This window comes from Mycobacterium sp. NGS61, assembly GCF_059812325.1.
Genome location: NZ_JCALCL010000008.1, coordinates 134,077 through 152,564, shown reverse-complemented (window position 1 = coordinate 152,564; position 18,488 = coordinate 134,077). Strand labels below are relative to the sequence as shown.

Below are 18,488 nucleotides of genomic sequence, written 5' to 3'. Positions count from 1 at the left end.
GTCCTCCCAATGTTGCCACTGACAGCACGCCACCGACGCCATCGTTACCCGAGGCGGGGGAGTAGATGCCCTGGCCGAGCGCCGGGCGGATTTCGACGTCGCGCGGTCGGCGGCGTGGTTGGGTGCGGTGTGTGTCTAATGGCACCGATGTGATCATCCTTGATACTTGGCCGTATTCGTGATGCGAACCGGCCGACCAGCACGCGTGCTCCGCTAGGCGCCGTCGCCCGCAACGACACTGATTGCTGTCAGCATGATCGCACTGTCGCGACAACCAACTTTGGGTCGCAGGGTCGGCGGCCGTCGTGGAACAGCCCAAACGGGGCGCCGCATCAGCGGAGCTGATTCGCCGTCCGCCGGCGAGGCGCTGGTGACCTGTTTTCATGCGATGAGGTTCACGACCGTCGTCACCTTCGCTTGCAACGAACTCGGTAGAGGAAGGTAACCGTACTGGTCCAATCCCTGCTGTCCGATACCGATAGTGGACTGCATAAACGCTTTGACCGCTGCGCCGGTCCGGGATTCAACATAAGTGGAACAGACGATCTCGTAGGTCACTAGCACAATTGGGTAGGCGCCGGCCTGCGTCGGCCGGTAGAACGAGGACGTGTCAACCACCAAGTCGTTGCCCGCAGCCGTGAACGCGACACTGGCAAGTGTTTTGCCGACCGTGTCGGTGGTGATGGCCACCGGATCAGGGCTCGCAGAGGTAACAATCTGGGCAATGTTCAACTGACGGGCCATCGCGAAACCCCATTCGGTATAGGTTATCGATCCCTCCGTTCTGCGCACTGCACCCGAGGTGCCATCGTTTCCGCTGGCAGCGTCGCCGACGCCGCCGTTGAATGTCTGGCCGGCGCCTTTGCCCCACGCCCCGTTCGATGCACCGTCGAGGTAGCGCTGGAAATTGTCTGTGGTGCCGGACGACTCGCTGTCGAAGACGACGTGAATGAGTGTCGTGGGCAGATTCGCAGTGGAATTGAGCGCCTTAATCGCCGGATCGTTCCAACGAGTAATGGTGCCGTTAAAGATCTTCGCGATCGTGGGACCGTCCAGATTCAACGAAACGACGCCGCCGATGTTGAACGCCACAGCGATCGGCCCAAATCCCATGGGCAGGTCCCATGCCGGCGAACCGCAGCGCTTGGCGGCACTGTCTGGCTCGCCCTTCGATGGGTCCATCGGTGAGTCGGAACCTGCGAGATCGGTTTCGCCGGCAATGAAATCCTGCATCCCAGCACCGGATCCATTAGCGTGGTAATCCAGCGAGAAGCCCGGACACGCTCGGATGTAAGCGACAACCAAATGTTCCATCGCGTTCTTTTGGGCGGTTGACCCGCTTGCCTCTAGTTGTTTCTTGCCGCCGCAGTTCGCCGGCGCCGACCCGATACTGGCCCGCGACGATGACGAGGGGCTTGTGTTGCTGTCGCAGCCCGAGGACACCAGCACGCTAAGAACGACCAGGCTGACCGCAGCGCTCATTCGACGGCCGTTCACAGCACGCCTTGGAGAGGTCGCGGCAGCTGAGACGTCGAGTTCGTCGCCACCGAGCAGCACAGACTGCGGGCCATCGTGGTTCGCGCGGACGCACCGTTGATAGTGACAGCGGTGGAGGCGGTGGCTCGACTCGCGTACGAGCACCTGATCGGAAGCGTCGAGAGCATTAGCGGTTCGCGCTGGCGCTGATGACGTAATCGTGAACTCCTGCGGTTGCGGTCTGTTGCCCGCGGATGGATCGCATCATGGGAGGCGTCCTTGAGCTTGGGCGTTTCGCTGGGACGAGCGCAGATTGGGCTGGTCATCTCAAAGCGCTGCCGGCCAGCCACTGGTTCCACGGCACACTCCAGTCGCCGTTTTGCCAGATAGCCAAGGGCGCGCCTCCGGTGTTGCGGACTTCGACGACGTCGCCTGGCTGGGAGAACTGGTAGAACCAGCGGGCGTTGTCAGCGTTGAGGTTTAGACAGCCGTGGGACACATTGGTGTTGCCCTGCGCCCACACCGTGTCGTCGAGTTCATGGAGGTAGATACCGTCGGTACTGATGCGGGTGGCGTAATTGATGGTTTCGCGGTAGCCGAGACGCGAGTTGAGCGGCAAACCGTAGGTCGACGAGTCCATCACGACGGCCCTGGCCTTATCCATAACGGTGTAGACACCGGGTTGGGTCCAAAAGCTGAATGTGTGCCCGCCGATGGTTTGACTGCCGCCCATGCCCATGGAAGTCGGCATGGTGCGCACAAGATTCCCATTCTCATAAACGGTGACCTGCTTGGTGGCATCGTCGGCGACCGTCAGGTGGGCATCGCCGACGCGCAACCTCACTCGGGCGTCTTCTTGACCATAGAGCCCATCGCCGAGGGCAACACCGTAGAGATCGGCGGCTACGGTGATGATGGTTCCCGGCGAGTAGTAACGCTGCGGGCGCCAATGCGCAGTCTGCTCATCGACCCACGTCCAGGCCCCGTCAAGCGGCGGATTGGTGATGACTCGCAGAGACCGCTCCGCGGCCGCACGATTGGGAATGTGTTCATCGAAACGGGCCACAACAACGGTGCCCACGCCATAGGTGTCGCCGTCGCGCAGTGGGGTGTCAGCGGTGGTGGTGAGCCGCACCGCTGATTGTCTGACCGGCACAACCGTGGAAAAGCTGGATGTCAGGGTCGTGGTGATGGTGGTATCGCTGCCGCGGCCGACGATCTTCAGCGTGTAGGTGCGCCCGAAACCTAGGGGCATGCTGGGCTTCCAGGTCCTGTTGTCGGATGTCAGGACACCATCGATTTCGTTACCGGCTTCATTGACCATCTGCACTGCCACCAGCGAGCCCGCGGTAGCGGTCACGGCGACGGGGGTCCGCGGGTCGACGTCACGGGCGCCGGAGCCGGAGAGATCGTCACTGTTGCGGGATGCGGCGACGGTTGGCGCGAGACCGTGCGACAGCGCGCGGCGCGGCGCCGGCCGGACACGACTGCGTACGGCACATCGTGGGAGCCGCGACCACTGCGATCAATGCTGCCGCCGCCACCAGCGGCGCGCCAATCCACCTTGTACACCGACTGCTGCGTGCCATCAGGGTTTCTCCGCGGTTTCAGGGTGTCAGCGGACGCATCTCACCGCCCGGACAGACACTGCATATCTACGTACCAACATCATAGATCAGACTGCCGGTGCCCTAGGGGGGTATAGTAGACGAGGGGTGGTCGGAGTGGTCGAGCTGCACCACACTATGGCGCACGTCAACGGCGGTTGGCGGGTCGAAGGTATGAGAGACGCCGCCGCGCTCGTGCAACTAGCTAGGTCGTGGACTGTCGGCTCGTAGCACCGTCGAAATCCTATATCGACCAATATGTTTGGTTTCCCTAACGCGTAGGTTCCCATCAGAGGGAGGAGGAGCGGGTGCGGTCCTTATCGCCGACCTACGCCGTCGATGTAGCCGAAGCGCTAAGCGGTTTGCCGTGAGTCGCTGTCGAGCCGGCAGGCATTCCTTCGCGCCTGGGTGCCGGCGCGCATCGCCCGCAGGATCCGACGCCGCTAACTCGCGCACGATCCGGCATCCCGGCTCGGTGGTAACGGGGGTACGTCGCGACTCGGCTGTAATGTTCACCAATCGATCGGAATCCAATGATGTCCGCGAGGCAGCAACCAAGGATGTCGCGGTGAACGTAGCCATACCCGGGCTGTGACAAGCCGACTCGACATGATACGCGAGGTTCACGTTTTGATCGACGGATACAGGGAATGCCTTGCCTGCAGGTTGAGTGATCAGTTTGAGGTGTGCCGAATTCAGCGAGATTTTCGCAAAAATGCCGAATATGCCGTGGCCGCGTCTTAAGTGACGGCCGCAATTAGGTCCTGTGGAGTTCGCATGCCAATCGCCTATCACAAGCAAGCCTCCGGTGCCCAATCACCGCGAGCCCAGAGTCTGCCGTTCGACTGTCGCGGCGCTTACATAAGAGCCTATTCGCGCTGCGAATCCTTTGTTTTATTAGCATTCACCGGCGTCTTCGACATCCCAAACGTGGACCCAGTAAGCGATTTCATTCGCAGCTTTGTCGGAACGGGGCGACCCCTCGTACTGGACCTGTACGATGCTGCTTTCGTCGGCAATTCGGCCGTGCGCGCCTTATCCGTAATCGCTGAAGATTGCCTGCGAACAGATACCGACTGGGCGCTGATCGTCAACGCTGAATCGGGGGCACTGCGCAATGAACAGTCCCTTCCGCTCGTGGATTCGCTAGGTGAAGCGCTAGGCCGCGTGGCGATAGCGGCAAAAAAAGTGAGACGACGATCCCCGCGACTGTGCGCAGGCCGCCAACGCAACCCCAATCCCTGGACCGCAGCCGCTACGGGGTCAATCGCGACTCCGAGATGAGTGACCACACGAACCGCCTACCGCCGCTACCATCCGGTGATGCGGGGGGCGGCGGGGCCCGCCGCGACCAATGAGTTCGTCGTCAACGACGCCTTGGTATCCGCGAGCGCACCCGGCACTGATGCCGGCCTGCCAACTGAAGATCCGCGACGCCGAGAGCAGTCAGCACGTTCGTCAACCGCGCGCCAAGACCGGCGTGCTGCCGCGCGAGGGTGACTAGGTCACCGTCGCAATACCGTCTTTCTGGTGTCTGATACCCCGCTGGTTCTGTACCGGGGCCAACAAACGGCACAGCGCCACCGCTTCGCGCTGACATACGCTATGCGGCTGGCGCAGCCAGTTTCGCGAACCGACGTACTGCAACGGTGCGTATCTGGGTACCTTTTCTGATTATCTGCCGTTTAATCACTGGTACGACCATTTTAACGTGCAGTAGAGCGCCGGTGTCCGCGAATTCCCGTGTATGATGGCTCTGAGCATACTTTGGGACACGTACACAATGATTACGGAAATCATTATCAGCGCCGCGGTCGTTGCGTTTGCCTCTGTCGGGTTGGCGCCGACGATCTCTACAGAGCCCCCCTCGTTCGGCGTGCTCAGTTGCAGCGGCGACTGTCGGGAATTACATGCGCCTGGCACCGTGGCTCTCAAACGAGAGATAGAACTGGGAGTGCTGGAAGGTGAGCTCTCGGCGCCAAGCAAGCCTTGCGGCGAATATCCGAATTCTAGCTGACAATGCATTGGGTATAAGCCGCCGAAGATTTCTTTGATCGCTGGTGGGTGTAGCAATCCGCCGACCGCGAGCAGCGGTAGCTGTGCCGAGTCCGTTGTCGCCGTCTCTGCTCCGTCGCCGCACTGCGTGCTGGCTCCCACCTAGTCCTCTACCGCGGTACCCGACGGGGGTAGGGTCTGCAGTCCTTGGCCGGGGCTCCTAGTAAGCGATACGCAAACGGATCTACGAAAACGCCGAGTGGACATATAGGGGCTGCCGGGATTGGATCTACACCGGTCTACTTGGCCGAGACCGGCGACGGTGACGTGAACCGACAGGAGACATTACATATGGTGCGAACCTTTGGCATTTGGAGGCAGCATCGCACCCGTCCGCAGTTGCAAAACAGAAGCCAAGCACCTGCGCGCCAGCAGCGAGGTTAAATGGTCCGCGTTACCATGATTACTCAGGAGCGAACAAGTCGTGCGATAGCCGCGGATGCTTCGGCCAGTTTTTCGTCTGCTTGTCTTCCTCCTTTCTGAATTGCTTCGGTTATGCAGTTCTCGAGGTGGTCGTCGAGCAAGTGGAGTGCCACGGACCGCAAAGCACTGCTCACCGCGCTAATTTGAGTGAGTATATCGATGCAGTACTTGTCCTCGTCAATCATTTTCGCGATGCCGCGAACTTGGCCTTCAATTTTGCGCAATCGTTTGGCATGACCGTCCTTATTTGTGGCATATCCGGACGTCGGCTTCATTTGAACTCCTGGACTCCGATCATAGGGTCGTCGCTGCAGTGCCGCGTGGTGGGCAGGGTTGACATCCAATGACGTCTGCGCTCGTGTGGCCATCGTACCTAACGTTCTAATGATCTTTGTTCTTCGTGTCCCTCCGGGCAGGCGTCGACGGCGCAAAATGGTACGCCCGGGAAACATTTTCGCGGCAGAGGTGTGCTTCGGCCTTCCCCATCCTCCGTAGAGGACGTCGCCTTACCGGCAGGTGACACACCGCGCGGAGTTGAATTAGATTTACGACGACAAAGATGTTATTCCGGCTGTCCTTGTATGTTGAGGAGTCCCTAGTCGGTAGTAAAGTGAAAAAATTCGACTAAGGGCCAACGAAGGAAGCCGCCCGGTTCGTATTGATACCGGCGCACCGGCGAGCAACCGGGATCGAGCAATACTGTGGCGTCGAATTACGTCAGCGAGGATCAGTAGTTTGCGTAACCTAAGCCTAGTCCTTAGTCGTGCTTTATTGGCGCAAAATACTCCGTTTGCAGAAGCGAATACTCCTACGAATGCCTTATAATTTCTGCACCGAAGGTACAAAATACGTTGCGAGACATCCTCCTCTCCGATGAACTGCGAATCGCCCCCAGTACGGGGTGTGGTGAGGAGTCTCCATCAAGCGTGGTCGGGCGAGGCTAGTACACCAGCAAATTGCTCTCCGCGAGCTCAAAGAATCAACGCCGTTCCGTCAGAGTGGCACACTTTAGTTGTGCCGCCGACCGCGAACCGCGGACCAGGACGCCCCGCCGCTGCGAAGGCCGAAGAGACGAGACGTCGGATAATCAGTGTCGCCAGGCAGATGTTCAGCGAACGCGGTCTTGAGGGAGCTAGTCTTACGGCTATCGCTACTCAGGCCGGTGTGACCCGCCCTGCGATCAATTACTACTTCTCCAGTAAGCGCGCCTTATACATTGAAGTGACGAACGTGACCACTGACCTCGTGTTGGCCGCCGGCCTGAAACGGGTCAACCACGAAAGGACCCTACTGGGCCGAATCGCTGCGTTCGCTGCTGCGGCGGCAGAGGCCGATGCCCAAAATCCCTCTACTGCATCTTTTCTGGCCATGGCCGCGCTGGAGTTCCCGCGGCACCCTGACTTGCGGGACATCGACAACAAACTTGAGCGAACCACCCGGGATCTTGTCACACGGGCTGTCAACGAAGCGGTCGACTCCGGAGAACTTGCCACCGACACCGATACCGATGTCGCGTCGTACGTCGAGGTTCTACTGCTGATCTTGTGTGCCGTAGCGTTTTACCCCGCCTTGCCGAGAGGGTCGCGCGATACGGAAGCCATCATCGATTCGCTACGCCGGCTGCTGACTGGCAGCCTGTTGCGCCAAGCAGATCTGTCGCCGGAGCCAAGACGGCTAAGCTAAACGCGAAGACAAATTGGCCAAGATGACATCCCCTGCTAACACGTCTCAGTCGCTGCTCACCCAGGCCCCTCAGAGATGTGCTCTTCAAAGGCTAGTGCCAGGCCTGTCCCATCTGAATGTCTACGGTTTAAACGCCTGTCAGAATTTCGCGGGCGGTGCGGGCGTCGACCTTCTTGCGGGGAGCCGCGCCGTTCGTCGTCGTGACGCTGAATTCGTGTCCACACTAAGCATCAACAGTTGTTTGCCCGTAACCGTTTGAGTAATTGCTCGTCCAATCTGCGATTCATGTGTTGGACCAGCACAGCGGGATGCGCGGCGCTTTTTCGGTCCGGCAAAGCGTCCTGAACCCGGTAGACGCATCGACTCGTATCTGTGCTCGAGTGGCAAGCCACAGCCGGTCGTACCGCAACCGCGACGCGACCATAAGAACACGGCATTGCGATATCAAACTCCTGGTGCAACCTCGGGACGAGGGCAAACGGCGTGCGATAGTGCCAGGTGGTTGCTAGTAGAATAATTGGGACGTAGCCTGCGGGTATGGGATTGACGGGGGAATTGCCGGCTCGGTTTGATGCTGTGTCGCCGCCTGTTGCTGTCGTCGGGAATCTTGTGGTTGGTCGATCTTTCTACACGCGGTGTACCGCACCTTGTCGGGCTTTCGGCGTCGGTCTCGTCACTGCCCACGGGTCGTGGTGGGGGTAGGTAGCCCTTCGGGGCGGCCCTGGTGGCGGCCGGTGATCGCCGCGGCCACGGCCGTGTTGCTTCTCGTCTTTGTCGGCCATTGCGCAATGCTGCATCCTGCGAATCCTCGCCCCCATCGCTGGCATGCTCAGGTCTCCTTGCTGGTAGGGGAATCGGCAATCAATGTCGACCATGCCCATCGCAATCAGTCGTTGACTGCGTGCCACCACCTGGCCACCTCCGCGGTGTTGCCGTGGACAGCAACCATGTTGGTGGCATGCGGGTTTGCAGCTGCAGTTTCTACGACTACGACGATGCTGGCCCGTTGTGTAGCGCCATCGGAGCGGGGTCCGCCCAGCGGGCTATTCACCGCCCTCACCGGTCAGGACCGTCTGACGCGGTTCTGCCTGGCTCGTCGCTGATCGATCAGCGTCCGGTTGCCGTGCCACGCACGACGGCCAATGACCGCTTACAGACTTTAAGACTGCCTTGCGGCGCATAGCGAAAGCGACGATCGAATGAAGAATTTTTCCGCAACGCCCTACTACCCGACCCGATGACGGCAGACCCGCACGCTTGGAATGCCCACCAGCACAACGACTCTGACTGCTACCAATTGGTGGCACCGGAGGAGTTTGACCCGGTGGTAAGCACTGACCTCACGTCTGCCCGGTGGATGCGGAAGGTCACTCGCCCGGCGTGGTGCGCGCGGCGCCATTGCGTTTACCACCGGAAATTGATCCGCGGCGTGGACAACTCGAGCGCCGCGACCTCCGGGCGGCCGGGCACCGCCAAGCGGTTGTTGTGCGGCTTTGCGCTCCTGACCTACTGCTGTGAATCATGCCGCTAGCAAACAGTAGGGCATTCGCTGGCTACAGAATCCTGCGTTGGCTGGGGTCCGGAGCCGTGGGGGAAACTTACTTGGCGCAGCACCTGCAGTTGCCGCGTAGAGAAGCCCTTAAAGTATTGGCCAGCTCTGTGTCCGCCCATGCCGACTATCGTGCGTGCTTCGCGCGTGAAACCGATTTAGCGTCCAGACTCTGGCACGCCAACATCGCGCGCGTTTACCGCCGCGGGGACAATCATGGCCACCTGTGGATCTCGATGAGTTACGTCCACGGTGTGGACGCGGGCCGCCTTCTGGATGCGCAATTCCCGCGAGGCCTTCATCCGCGTCGAGTTGCCGCGATTGTCACCGCGGTCGCCGACGCCCTGGATTACGCTCACACTCGTGGACTGCTGCACCGAAACGTCAAGCCGTCCAATATCATGCTGGCCGCTGACGAGGAACGTATCCTGCTGACTGATTTCGGGATCCCCCGCAGGTGCGACGACATCAGTGAATGGACCACCACCAACTTGACCGTTAACAGTGTCGCCTACTCCGCCCCTGAGCAGCTGATGAGGCAGCAGCTCGACGGCCGCGCTGACCAGTATTCACTAGCAGCCACGACATACCATTTGCTGAGCGGATCACGGTTATTTGCGCACTCCAATGCAGCTGAGGCCTTCGGCCGTCACCTCACCGCCATGCCTCCTGCGCTTGCCGACACGCGCCCCGACCTGGCTGCCTTCGACACCGTATTAGCGATCGCTCTCGCCAAGCGACCTGACAATCGTTTCCGTCACTGCCGCGACTTCGCCAAGGCCATAACGTCAGTGAGTCCTCGGTAGACGGCAAGACCACCTACTCCCTCGCGCGTAGCACCGTCGGGCAACTGGGTTCGTTAGGCAGACGCGTCTATTCGCTTTCCCGCCGAATTACTACCGGCCACGGGTGCCGAGACGGCGGAGCTGCGCCCGGGCGTTTGTCGCCGGATTCGGCTCAAGGACCCGCCATGCGACCCCACGCAACGCCATCGGGTCCTGCCGGCGCATAGATACCCACGACTGAAAATTCAGGACGAAAGACCCTACCCCCGTTGGGTACTGCTGTGACAGATCAGGACCCCCGCGCAAGCAGCGCTGGGGAAGAGTCAAAAGATGACCACAACCGCTCCACGGTTGACGAGCAAGGAGATTGCGTCATGACGGTAGCAAACCAGGCCTGCCTGGAGGCATGCGCCGAGTGTCAGGCAGCATGTGAGGCGTGCGCGACGTGTTGCCTTAATGAGGCGCAGATGGCCGATTGCGTTCGGTTGTGCCTGGATTGCGCGGCAATCTGCGCGGCGTGCGTAGCATTAGTCTCGCGCGGGTCGCGATGGGCGGCTCAGTTGTGCCAGTTGTGCGCAGAGATTTGCGATGCGTGCGCGGCCGAATGCGACCAACACGACAACGATCATTGCCGCGCCTGCGCAGAATCGTGTCGGCGCTGCGCGCAGGAGTGCCGGGCGATGGCCTGATCCGACCCAGCACCACCACCCGTCCTTGGCCGCTGCGCCCTACCCAGTGGAGCGGCCAAGGACGCTTCCTGCGTTGCTCGCCTTCGCGCCGTAATCGATAGCCTGCCGAAAGCTTGCAGGCAGCAGTGATCCAGCAGCGCCCGGCTGGCTGGGTCTGAGCACAGCACAAGCGCGCCCAACGTCTGCTGTTTGTTGAGGCACTGCAAGTGACTGGTTTCCTCTTTCTTAGAGACGACGTGTGTCAATCGGCGTAAGTATGCAGGCGAATTTCTCGCCGAAATCGTGGACGATGACTAGGAAAGTGTGCGCAGCGAGCTTGCCCGTCGCCGGTGGGTCGCAATAGGCGAAATCGTTTTCTTGCACGGGGTTTCGCATGCGCCCGACCATCACCGCGCGGAGCGTCCGCTTATCAGCAGGGCGGAAACGGCGGTCTGCTCGACCGGCCTCGGCTCGTTCGTACCGGCCATGGCGGACGGCGTGCCGGGGACGCTGCAGCCGACTGCTTTGAAACTCGCTGAGGGTCGGACGCCGAGTCGATGGGTCGGCGTCACGAGTGGGATCCGGCGGCGAACACACCCGGTGCAGATCCGCAAGCGCGCTGAGAGCGTATTGTTTGCTAATCTGCGCGCATCGATAGCTATCTTCCAAATTACCGCGCCTGCTACCCGACGCGCATCAGGTTCTGTCGCAGAGACTCATCCTGAACCCGGCAAGCGTACTGCAAAAATAAGGTCATCGCGTTAATCCTGTAAGAGACCGTCCAAAGTCACTCGAGCAAAGAATTAACGCGATGACCGTGCCACGATATCGGGTTTCGGCACAGCTGGCGAGCGACTGCCTACCACTCAGCCCGACATACTGCGCGAATCGCTGACGACCCCGTGCGCGCACTGATGGGGGCGAAGGGCGACGCGCAATGCGGGTGGGGCCTACGGCCAGCGCGGCGCTGAGCGCACCAACGCCGACGATAGCTACCGCAGCGCGAATTCGACATGCGGGCAAGCAGTTTGAATGCAAGACCCCCACCATGCCGCAGGGCACCTAATAATTCGGTGGCCAGATAAGTTGTTGGACGTCTGGTAGGTCAACTACATCTGCATCGAACCGCGCTAGTTAAAGCGCACGGCGACGCCAACATTCGGTTGGCATAGGCCGGCCCGCGTAGTACCCTGTAGGGGTATGAGGTTCGTGGGCGCGCAGCTGGTACCGGCTCGTATTGCCCGGCTTGCCACCGTTGCGTGGGACGCCCCGCCCCTAACGCGCGTGCCGAGTCGATCCGAGGCTGGCCCCCGCCGCTCCGCGTCGCCCATATCTTCGCGGTGCTGCTATGACAGCCTTTCGGCGATGAGCCAGGTCCCCCGGCTCCCGCGGTGGCGATCAGTAAGCGCGGTCGCTGTTGTGGTGTTGCTGTTCGTGCTGATCGGTCACTCGGCGATATTGCGCACCGCAATCCCTACGACGACGGAACAGACCCATTCGGTGATGTCTTGGCCGGGTGATGAGTTCACTGTCAACATCGACCACGCGCACCTATTCGACGGCTCGTTGGTCCAATGCCACGACGTGCTGGCGACGTTGCCGCCCTCCACTATCCGGTTAGTTGAGCTTGCGGCGGCGGCTGTCGCCAGTGCGGCCATGCCGTCCAACCCTCGGGTGCCGGGCGAACGGGGCCCCCCGCAAGTGCTCGGCCCTGTCCTCAACGGGCAAGACCTGTTAACGCGACTCTGCACGGCTCGCCGCTGACCGGTCAGCGCCACGTCGTGCCTTAAAACGAACGACCGCTGAGCGCTGAGCGACGTTTGACGCTGCCCCTTAAAGGCACATGCGCGAAAGCGGTGACCCCAAAAAGCCGGCGCAACAACTCAGTGCCCCCGCCGGCGAGGTCGGCCTCATCCTCATCGTCCCCTGAATGTCTTGTCCGACAGCCACACTCACTTCACCGACCTCGGACCGCACTGCCACGCCACCCGAAAGAACACCGAAACCAACCGTAACTGCATCGCGCAATCCACCGCGATGGAAAAGCAGAGAAGCAGTAAACACAAGAAAGAGGTAACACGATGAAGAAAAAGTTCGCATCCGCCGCAGCAACAGTGGTGATGACCGCCGGATTAGGGCTGGCCGGCTTGGGCGCCGCATCCGGCGCCCAAGCGCAACCTGGGCCCCTCCCGAATGACCCTTGGTGTGTGTGGCCCGTGTGCTACGGCCACCCCGGGGGCGGAGGCCACGGCGGTGGGGGCCACGGGGGTGGAGGCCACGGCGGTCAAGGCCACGGCGGTGGCGGTCACGGCGGTGGCGGTCACGGCGGGGGAGGTCACGGCGGCGGGCGACACTAGGGCTCCTGGTTGCTAGGCGCACCGATCACCTCCGAATGCACCGAATCAGGCATTACCGCCGCAGCTGACGTAGTAATCGCGCCTCAACGGCACCGTCCCCCGTTGCCGGAGCGACCGGTGGCAGGGCGGCATCGCCCCTAGATCCGCCGCGAGTGCATCGGCGGGGATTAGTCCGGTGGTGGCGTGGATGCAGCGTTGGCGATCGCAGCCAGCCACGCCCACAGCGGGGCGTTGAAGTCCGCCGCCGACGTGAAAGCCCGCCCGGGCAAGAACGGCGTCTCCAGATAGGCGCTCTACTATGCCCTTTGGGTTCGGGGTCGTATGGAACGGGTCTGGATCAACCGGGTCGGTAGCCCCGCAGGATCCGGCCATTCGCCACCCCTTAGCGAGTCGACCGCGCTGGCCGACGACGGACTCGTTGTCCCACAACAGTCTTCGAAGCACCACGACGACACCCTGAGGCGGCCACATCCCGGCCAGCAGATCCTCCCTCCCGTGACCAGCGGCGGTCATCATCGCGGCGATGCACCGGGGATACGCCGCGACCCCTTTGGGCGTTAGTGCGCCGGGGAACCCGGCGAACCGGGAATGCCTAACGGTCCAGCCGACCCGCTGCGCAAGCGCCGGGCCGGCATCGTCGGGTACTACCCAATGCCGTCCGGGCGCCAGTGGACGGTAGCCGCCATTGCCCAATGGGTGCTTGATGACCTTTTCGCCGAAGTCCGGTAACGGTAGGTTGTTTTACGAAGTGCGCCAGACACTTCGGCCCAGTTCCCATCGCCTTCCGTCAACGGACGCGTTTCATCGCTACAGCTTTCAGTAACGGGAATTTGGACTGCAAAGATACTAAAAATCGACGACGGCTTTGACTCGGGAGTCGGGGCGAACTGATGACGGGGACTCGCCAGCGCGGCTTGAACTGCCGCGGTTCTAATCTTCCAAGACTATCCGTTTTGAGCGCAAGTCGAGCTGCGCGGCGAATCGCACATAGAGCTCGGTGGATTGAAGTTGCCCGCTGTGGGACACGTCCATCGCCTGACGTTTGGTCTGGAACTTTCCGATACCGGCTATTGGGCGCATGGGCGGCTTCGGTGGCCGAAAGTGACTGTCGCGTAGGCCCCTCGACGCCAGTCAGTTTCCTAGGACGTTCGGCGTGCTGCTGGGCTCATCACGCAATGGCCGTTGGGACATCTGCCATCCGACGACGAACAAAGCGGCCGCAACCAACCGGGTCACGACGTTGAAGAGCAAAGTGCCACTGGGGGCAGTGACAATGATGTACAGGATCTCAAGAGCACCGGTCGCCAGGTGGAACACCACCAAGACGGCGACAATCAGACGCAGAGCTAATTTGTCGTTCAATCGGGCAGCCCCCAATGACAGCAAGCCGATTGACAATTCGGCGGCGGCGAGAAGATAGGAGAGCAGGAAGCCTCGTTGCTCCAAGGTGATGTTCACTGTCGCCGGGATGGCGGCGGGAGCTACGGCCAGCACGACAGCAGCGGCCAAGCTCGCGACGCCGTGCATGGTTAAAAGAACTCGCAGCGGGCCCCAGCGGTTGGCGCCGACGTCCGGGTTATGCGCGATGGTTGGCATTGGCGGACCTACTTCTCAACGGACTGTTCACTTGTTGTCGAAGGTGGCGCGGATCTAGCTTCTGCGGTCACGCTGCGATCGGTCGCGGCGACGGTGTGCGACATGAGGAGTGCATTGGTGTCTGGTTGGCTTGCGGGGGTGCGTGCCACTGTTCCCGAGCACGTATGCGACAACGCGCCCGTGGCGGGCGGGGCGGACCTCGGTGCTGATCGAAAACTGAAGCCTCGTGTTGACGAAAGTCAGCATTCTCCCAAGCGTAAAGTAGTGCCTATCGACGGCGCCTACATGTCCGGCTTTCCTTGGCGAACGGAGCCCTGCGCGCGGATCAGGCGTTTCCGGCTAACGGCCGCCCGGTCGCTGCGAAGAGTGCGTCGACTCGACACGCGTGAAACCCCAACTGTAAAGGTCCCTCCGTACCCCACGGCACGGCCCCGGGTTCACGAAGCACCGGCTTCGTCCGGGGTCCAGGTGCCCGGAACCAGCGGCAGCTTCGGTCCGCTGCCGAATTCGTCCTCGACCAGCGTAGTCAGGCCCGCCGCCGCGCCTGCGTCCTTGACCATAGTGCCGGCGAAACCCAAATGTCCGGCGCCTTGATCCGAGGCAACGGTCGACAGTCTCGGCTCCCTACTGGGCGGCACGCTCCAGTCCGGGTCGACGTCGACGTCCATGTTCATCAGCTCGTCGCCGTGGTCGTGCCGCGCAGCGCGTCGGCTTCGACGGGCCCGCGCACGCGCGGACGCGTCGGTTGCCGCTGCGGCAGCATCGGTCTCGGGCGCTTTCTTCTTGGCACTGGCGCTGGCGCTACTGCCCATCCCGGACCCCGACCCGAAGCCGGCACCAGGGCCGCCGCCCACTAGGAACGGGTAGCCGACGCTCGCGGCGGCCGGGGCCGGCGGCGGGGGTGCCGGCCCCGCGCTGGTGACCGCGCTTACAGCAGGCGCAGGGGCGGGCGCCGGCGTCGCGGGCCCGACCGACGCTACCGGGGCCATCTGCGTAACCGGCAACATTGGTTCTGCGGCGGCGACAGGCGGCGCCACAACGGCCGGGATCGCCGTAGGCTGAATGGCAGCCAGACCGGAAAGCCCGGCCAAACCGGTGACCGCGCCCGGATTGGTGACAGCGGCACCGAGCGCGGCCCCCAGTAACAGCGGGGCCTGGTTCACCGCTTGAAAAATCTGCGGTATGTGCTCGGGGTAGTCGAAGAAAATAAGATCGAAGTAGGACTGCAAAGCCTGTTGCGGATTGGTAAAAAGCTCCTGAATAAACGTTTCGAAATCTTTCGGGAACTCGATAGCGCGAGCAACCCACCAGTACGGGTCGGCCGCATTCGTATATTGTTCGAAAGGAATCCCATTGAGAGTGCCTTCAGCGATATCCCAGTTCACCCGGCCACCAGAGATGATCCGCAAAAACTCTGCGACGACGTAGTCGATAGGTGTGGGCGCATCTGCGTGCGCCACCTCAGCCGCCTGGCCGCCCGCAGGGCTCTGCTGCACGATCTGCGGCGCGGGATTGGACTGCGGTGTCGACGCCACCGCCGCGTCGGACACTGCTTGATATGTCGCCATGGTGGTGGCGGCCTGGATCCACATTCGCAGGTAGTCGGCCTCGTTGAGCGCTATCGGGATGGTATTGATCCCGAAGAAGTTGGTCGCGACCAACGTCTGGTGGATGGCGTGGTTGATCGCTAGCTCGGGCAGCGTCGGCATCGCCGCCAGCGCGGTTGTATATGCCGCCGCCGCGATCTCGTGCTGTGCAGCAGCTTCCGCGCTGCTCGTGCCGGCCTGGGTCAGCCACGCTAGGTACGGCATGTGCGCGCCCGCATACAGGTCGGCGCTGAGCCCCTCCCAGGCTTGGGCTTGCACCGCACCCAGCACTGCCGTGAGTTCAGCGGCCACCTGCGTGTACTCGGTGCTCAGCGCTGACCACGCCGCGGCGGCCGACAATAATGGGCCGGGTCCCGGGCCGCTGCTGAGCAGCGTCGAATGCACCTCTGGCGGCGACGCCATCCACAGCGTGCCCATGTGAGACCCTCCTCCCCGTGAACCCCAACTGGACACCTTACTGACTTTGAAAACCATTTTCAATATGGTGTCCGCGGGAATTAGGCAGTCCGGTGGTGGCTGCAGTCGGGGAGAGGTTACGGCGCGTTGATGCGTGGTAATACGGGCCGGCCCACGCGAGCACGAAATATCGGTCGCAGACTTGCGCACCTTCGAGTCTCGACCGTCCGACGACCGCGACAATCGATCGTGCGGTCTCTATCTTGGGCAACCGCATTCGCGCCATGGCTCAACCTCGGTCGCACTACCGCTTATACCGCCAGCGGTACCCCGCGGCGCAGGAACAATCGCGGCAGGCGCCACCTAATGTGTGGGGCCCGTCGATGGATACTAGAACGAGCGCTGAAGTTTGGTGCGACTCACGTATGTGACCCGGTCGAGGCCGCGACCGCCGCAGCCGCCGGAGTTACTGCAGGTGCGACGCCCAAGAAGGTCATCGTGACCGTGGGGAAAGAAGCGCCGTTTCAAGAGTCGGTAAACGAAACTCTTGTGCAGGCCGAAACGTCAAAGGGTTCCAGGTGGCCGGTCGTTATTGACGGCAACGTGTATGACGACGTCGAACAGCTGCGGGGTCATGTGCGACATTTCCGAATCGTTGGAAGGCGGCCTGCCGGCTGACGCCCATGGTGGTGCCAATCATGGACCAGGAGTCGCCGGCGGCGCGGCGGCTTTGACAGCGGCGAGCAGTTCGGCGCCGGCATCATCGAGGACCTTGACAGCCGCGGCAATGCGGCGCATGTGACTGGCGTCGCGCGCCTTGGCCGGGCTCACTCGAGCTTGTCGAGCCAATCCTCGGCAGCGGACGGGGTGGAGTGTTCAGGTGCCATGGATACGGACCAATCTCGAGGTGTTGGTGTGCATGTGCGTGGGGGCAGGTGTGCGCGTCGGTGTAGTTGCGCTCAGCGGAGGTAGTCGTAGAACTTCGGACGCAGGACGTGGCGTAAATGATCTGATCGAGCTCATCGGTAACTACGCCGATTTCGAGCAGACGCCCGGTGCAGTCTGCACCATAATGAGCAAACGAACCTCGCTGTCGTACTTCTACTCGACGGTGCGGCTTGCGAAATCGATCGCGTGCAACATATTCATCGGAAATGCCGTGCTCGCGGGCGCTGTTAGTGATTTCCCACGTACTGGAAAGAATGGGTTCACAAAATAGCAGATGTCAAGTCGTCTTTACGCACACCAGCTAGTCTCGGGACTGCATAGCTGCACGCGGACGGATGGGGTGAGGTTTAGTCTGGCCGCTTGTACAGTGCGGAACGTAGCCTCCTTACGCGCAGCTACGGGACTTTAATGAGACTGGGCAGTCCTGTGATCTATCTTGCGAATACACCGTGAAATATCCAAAGCCGGCGGCGCGCGGTGTCTTTGGATCCACCGCACCGACGGCAGCTCGGCCGACGCCAGTAACATTGCCGAGAAGTGCCTAGGTCATCAATCGCAGTGGCCGTGCGAAAGTCTAGCTCGTTAAGCAAAGCTGGAATGCCGGCCAGTTCATCGACGGCTTGCCGACATGCCAGGCAGTGCGTCAAATGCGTCTCGAATTCACGGCGGTCGGCCGCAGATAGGGATCCGAGGACGTAGGCCGCGTCCCAAATCGCATAGCAATCATCATCGTTTACACTCATGTGCCAGTCATCCCGCGGGTCAGGTCCCCTTATCGACGTGATTATCATCCAGCTTTCTTCGGCACTTAAGCATTTGGGCTGACGGCGCGCAGTGCCGATCTGGCCTGAGAGCGAGTAGCCTTTGGCTCTTCGGCCAAGGCAAGGAACGGTGCAGTGTGAAAGCGGGCGCTGGCCTGAACATCGCAAAGTGCAGCCTGAGCCGTGAATGCCCGCCTGGCATGTGTCATTCGTCAAAAGGTTGCACAGTAGCTCTGGCGCCACCCGGCATTGCCAACGCCTCGCGCACCACCTCGCACCTCTTTGGCCTATGGCCGGGAAAGCGCGGCGGCGCGCCCGTTTCCCGTTGCGCTCGCTTTGCACAACACCGCAACCCTGTGGCGAGCCCCCGTGAAGGGTCCTGTTTGCTGTTACTGCTATCGGCGCGACGGCCCTGGGCATTCGAACACCTCCTTGCTTGTAACACGATTTCTACGCCGATCCGAGTTCAACCCGGTTCGCGTGTCTAAATCGGAAGAGCCAGCCTTCGGCAACCACCCACGACCAAACTCGACGCAATACGACTGCTTACATAGACAGTTGGTCCTTGCAACCCACC

12 protein-coding genes and 2 pseudogenes are annotated in these 18,488 nt (G+C 61.5%); 6 read left to right on the top strand and 8 right to left on the bottom strand.

From position 1 onward, the window contains the following. Window positions 1-381: 381 nt before the first annotated feature. Window positions 382-1,497 carry a phosphate ABC transporter substrate-binding protein PstS gene (gene pstS / locus AC5Y3Z_RS17720; protein ID WP_463828057.1) on the bottom strand — a complete coding sequence of 372 codons (1,116 nt, stop codon included), beginning with the start codon at window positions 1,495-1,497 and terminating at the stop codon, window positions 382-384. A 301-nt stretch (window positions 1,498-1,798) separates the two neighbouring features. Continuing rightward, window positions 1,799-2,836 carry a L,D-transpeptidase gene (locus AC5Y3Z_RS17715; RefSeq protein ID WP_463828056.1) on the bottom strand — a complete coding sequence of 346 codons (1,038 nt, stop codon included), beginning with the start codon at window positions 2,834-2,836 and terminating at the stop codon, window positions 1,799-1,801. Between the two features lie 1,024 nt (window positions 2,837-3,860). Here AC5Y3Z_RS17715 and AC5Y3Z_RS17710 point away from each other — a divergent pair. After that, on the top strand, window positions 3,861-4,367 hold the full coding sequence (locus tag AC5Y3Z_RS17710; protein ID WP_463828055.1) for an STAS domain-containing protein: 507 nt from the start codon (window positions 3,861-3,863) through the stop codon (window positions 4,365-4,367). 1,178 nt (window positions 4,368-5,545) lie between these two features. On the opposite strand, the gene AC5Y3Z_RS17705 is transcribed toward AC5Y3Z_RS17710, so the two are convergent. Beyond that, a complete protein-coding gene (locus tag AC5Y3Z_RS17705) occupies window positions 5,546-5,836 on the bottom strand; it encodes a metal-sensitive transcriptional regulator (protein WP_463828054.1) in 291 nt (96 codons plus the stop codon). A 598-nt stretch (window positions 5,837-6,434) separates the two neighbouring features. Between AC5Y3Z_RS17705 and AC5Y3Z_RS17700 the strand changes: the two genes are divergently transcribed. The 5 genes from AC5Y3Z_RS17700 (at window position 6,435) to lpqS (AC5Y3Z_RS17680) (ending at window position 12,010) form a co-directional block, all read left to right on the top strand. Beyond that, a complete protein-coding gene (locus AC5Y3Z_RS17700) occupies window positions 6,435-7,244 on the top strand; it encodes a TetR/AcrR family transcriptional regulator (RefSeq protein WP_463828053.1) in 810 nt (269 codons plus the stop codon). Between the two features lie 635 nt (window positions 7,245-7,879). Next, entirely contained in the window at window positions 7,880-8,347 is a 468-nt protein-coding gene (gene lpqS / locus AC5Y3Z_RS17695; RefSeq protein ID WP_463828052.1) for a putative copper homeostasis (lipo)protein LpqS, read from the top strand. Between the two features lie 418 nt (window positions 8,348-8,765). After that, on the top strand, window positions 8,766-9,599 hold the full coding sequence (locus AC5Y3Z_RS17690) for a serine/threonine-protein kinase (protein ID WP_463828051.1): 834 nt from the start codon (window positions 8,766-8,768) through the stop codon (window positions 9,597-9,599). A gap of 353 nt (window positions 9,600-9,952) precedes the next feature. Beyond that, window positions 9,953-10,267, top strand: a complete 315-nt coding sequence (locus AC5Y3Z_RS17685) for a four-helix bundle copper-binding protein (RefSeq protein WP_463828193.1) — start codon at window positions 9,953-9,955, stop codon at window positions 10,265-10,267. 1,179 nt (window positions 10,268-11,446) lie between these two features. Beyond that, the gene (gene lpqS / locus AC5Y3Z_RS17680) at window positions 11,447-12,010 is read left to right on the top strand and encodes a putative copper homeostasis (lipo)protein LpqS (RefSeq protein ID WP_463828050.1); all 564 of its coding nucleotides are present in this window, start codon (window positions 11,447-11,449) and stop codon (window positions 12,008-12,010) included. Window positions 12,011-12,623: 613 nt separating this feature from the next. On the opposite strand, the pseudogene AC5Y3Z_RS17675 reads toward lpqS (AC5Y3Z_RS17680), so the two are convergent. The 5 genes and pseudogenes from AC5Y3Z_RS17675 to AC5Y3Z_RS17655 form a co-directional block, all read right to left on the bottom strand. Beyond that, window positions 12,624-13,266, bottom strand: a pseudogene (locus AC5Y3Z_RS17675) (IS21 family transposase); the annotation flags it as partial. A gap of 468 nt (window positions 13,267-13,734) precedes the next feature. Beyond that, entirely contained in the window at window positions 13,735-14,199 is a 465-nt protein-coding gene (locus AC5Y3Z_RS17670) for a hypothetical protein (protein WP_463828049.1), read from the bottom strand. Window positions 14,200-14,636: 437 nt separating this feature from the next. After that, entirely contained in the window at window positions 14,637-16,223 is a 1,587-nt protein-coding gene (locus AC5Y3Z_RS17665; protein ID WP_463828048.1) for a PPE family protein, read from the bottom strand. A gap of 568 nt (window positions 16,224-16,791) precedes the next feature. Then, window positions 16,792-17,089, bottom strand: a pseudogene (locus tag AC5Y3Z_RS17660) (hypothetical protein). Between the two features lie 492 nt (window positions 17,090-17,581). Then, window positions 17,582-17,893: a zf-HC2 domain-containing protein gene (locus tag AC5Y3Z_RS17655; RefSeq protein WP_463828047.1), complete on the bottom strand. Its 312-nt coding sequence runs from the start codon at window positions 17,891-17,893 to the stop codon at window positions 17,582-17,584. Between the last annotated feature and the right edge of the window lie 595 nt (window positions 17,894-18,488).

Excerpts from the sequence above, each read along its gene's own strand:
- AC5Y3Z_RS17665 (WP_463828048.1), bottom strand. The coding sequence starts at position 16,223 with ATGGGCACGCTGTGGATGGCGTCGCCGCCAGAGGTGCATTCGACGCTG.
- AC5Y3Z_RS17685 (WP_463828193.1), top strand. The coding sequence starts at position 9,953 with ATGACGGTAGCAAACCAGGCCTGCCTGGAGGCATGCGCCGAGTGTCAG.
- AC5Y3Z_RS17670 (WP_463828049.1), bottom strand. The coding sequence starts at position 14,199 with ATGCCAACCATCGCGCATAACCCGGACGTCGGCGCCAACCGCTGGGGC.
- lpqS (WP_463828050.1), top strand. The coding sequence starts at position 11,447 with ATGAGGTTCGTGGGCGCGCAGCTGGTACCGGCTCGTATTGCCCGGCTT.
- AC5Y3Z_RS17705 (WP_463828054.1), bottom strand. The coding sequence starts at position 5,836 with ATGAAGCCGACGTCCGGATATGCCACAAATAAGGACGGTCATGCCAAA.
- AC5Y3Z_RS17655 (WP_463828047.1), bottom strand. The coding sequence starts at position 17,893 with ATGAGTGTAAACGATGATGATTGCTATGCGATTTGGGACGCGGCCTAC.
- AC5Y3Z_RS17700 (WP_463828053.1), top strand. The coding sequence starts at position 6,435 with ATGAACTGCGAATCGCCCCCAGTACGGGGTGTGGTGAGGAGTCTCCAT.
- AC5Y3Z_RS17710 (WP_463828055.1), top strand. The coding sequence starts at position 3,861 with ATGCCAATCGCCTATCACAAGCAAGCCTCCGGTGCCCAATCACCGCGA.
- AC5Y3Z_RS17690 (WP_463828051.1), top strand. The coding sequence starts at position 8,766 with ATGCCGCTAGCAAACAGTAGGGCATTCGCTGGCTACAGAATCCTGCGT.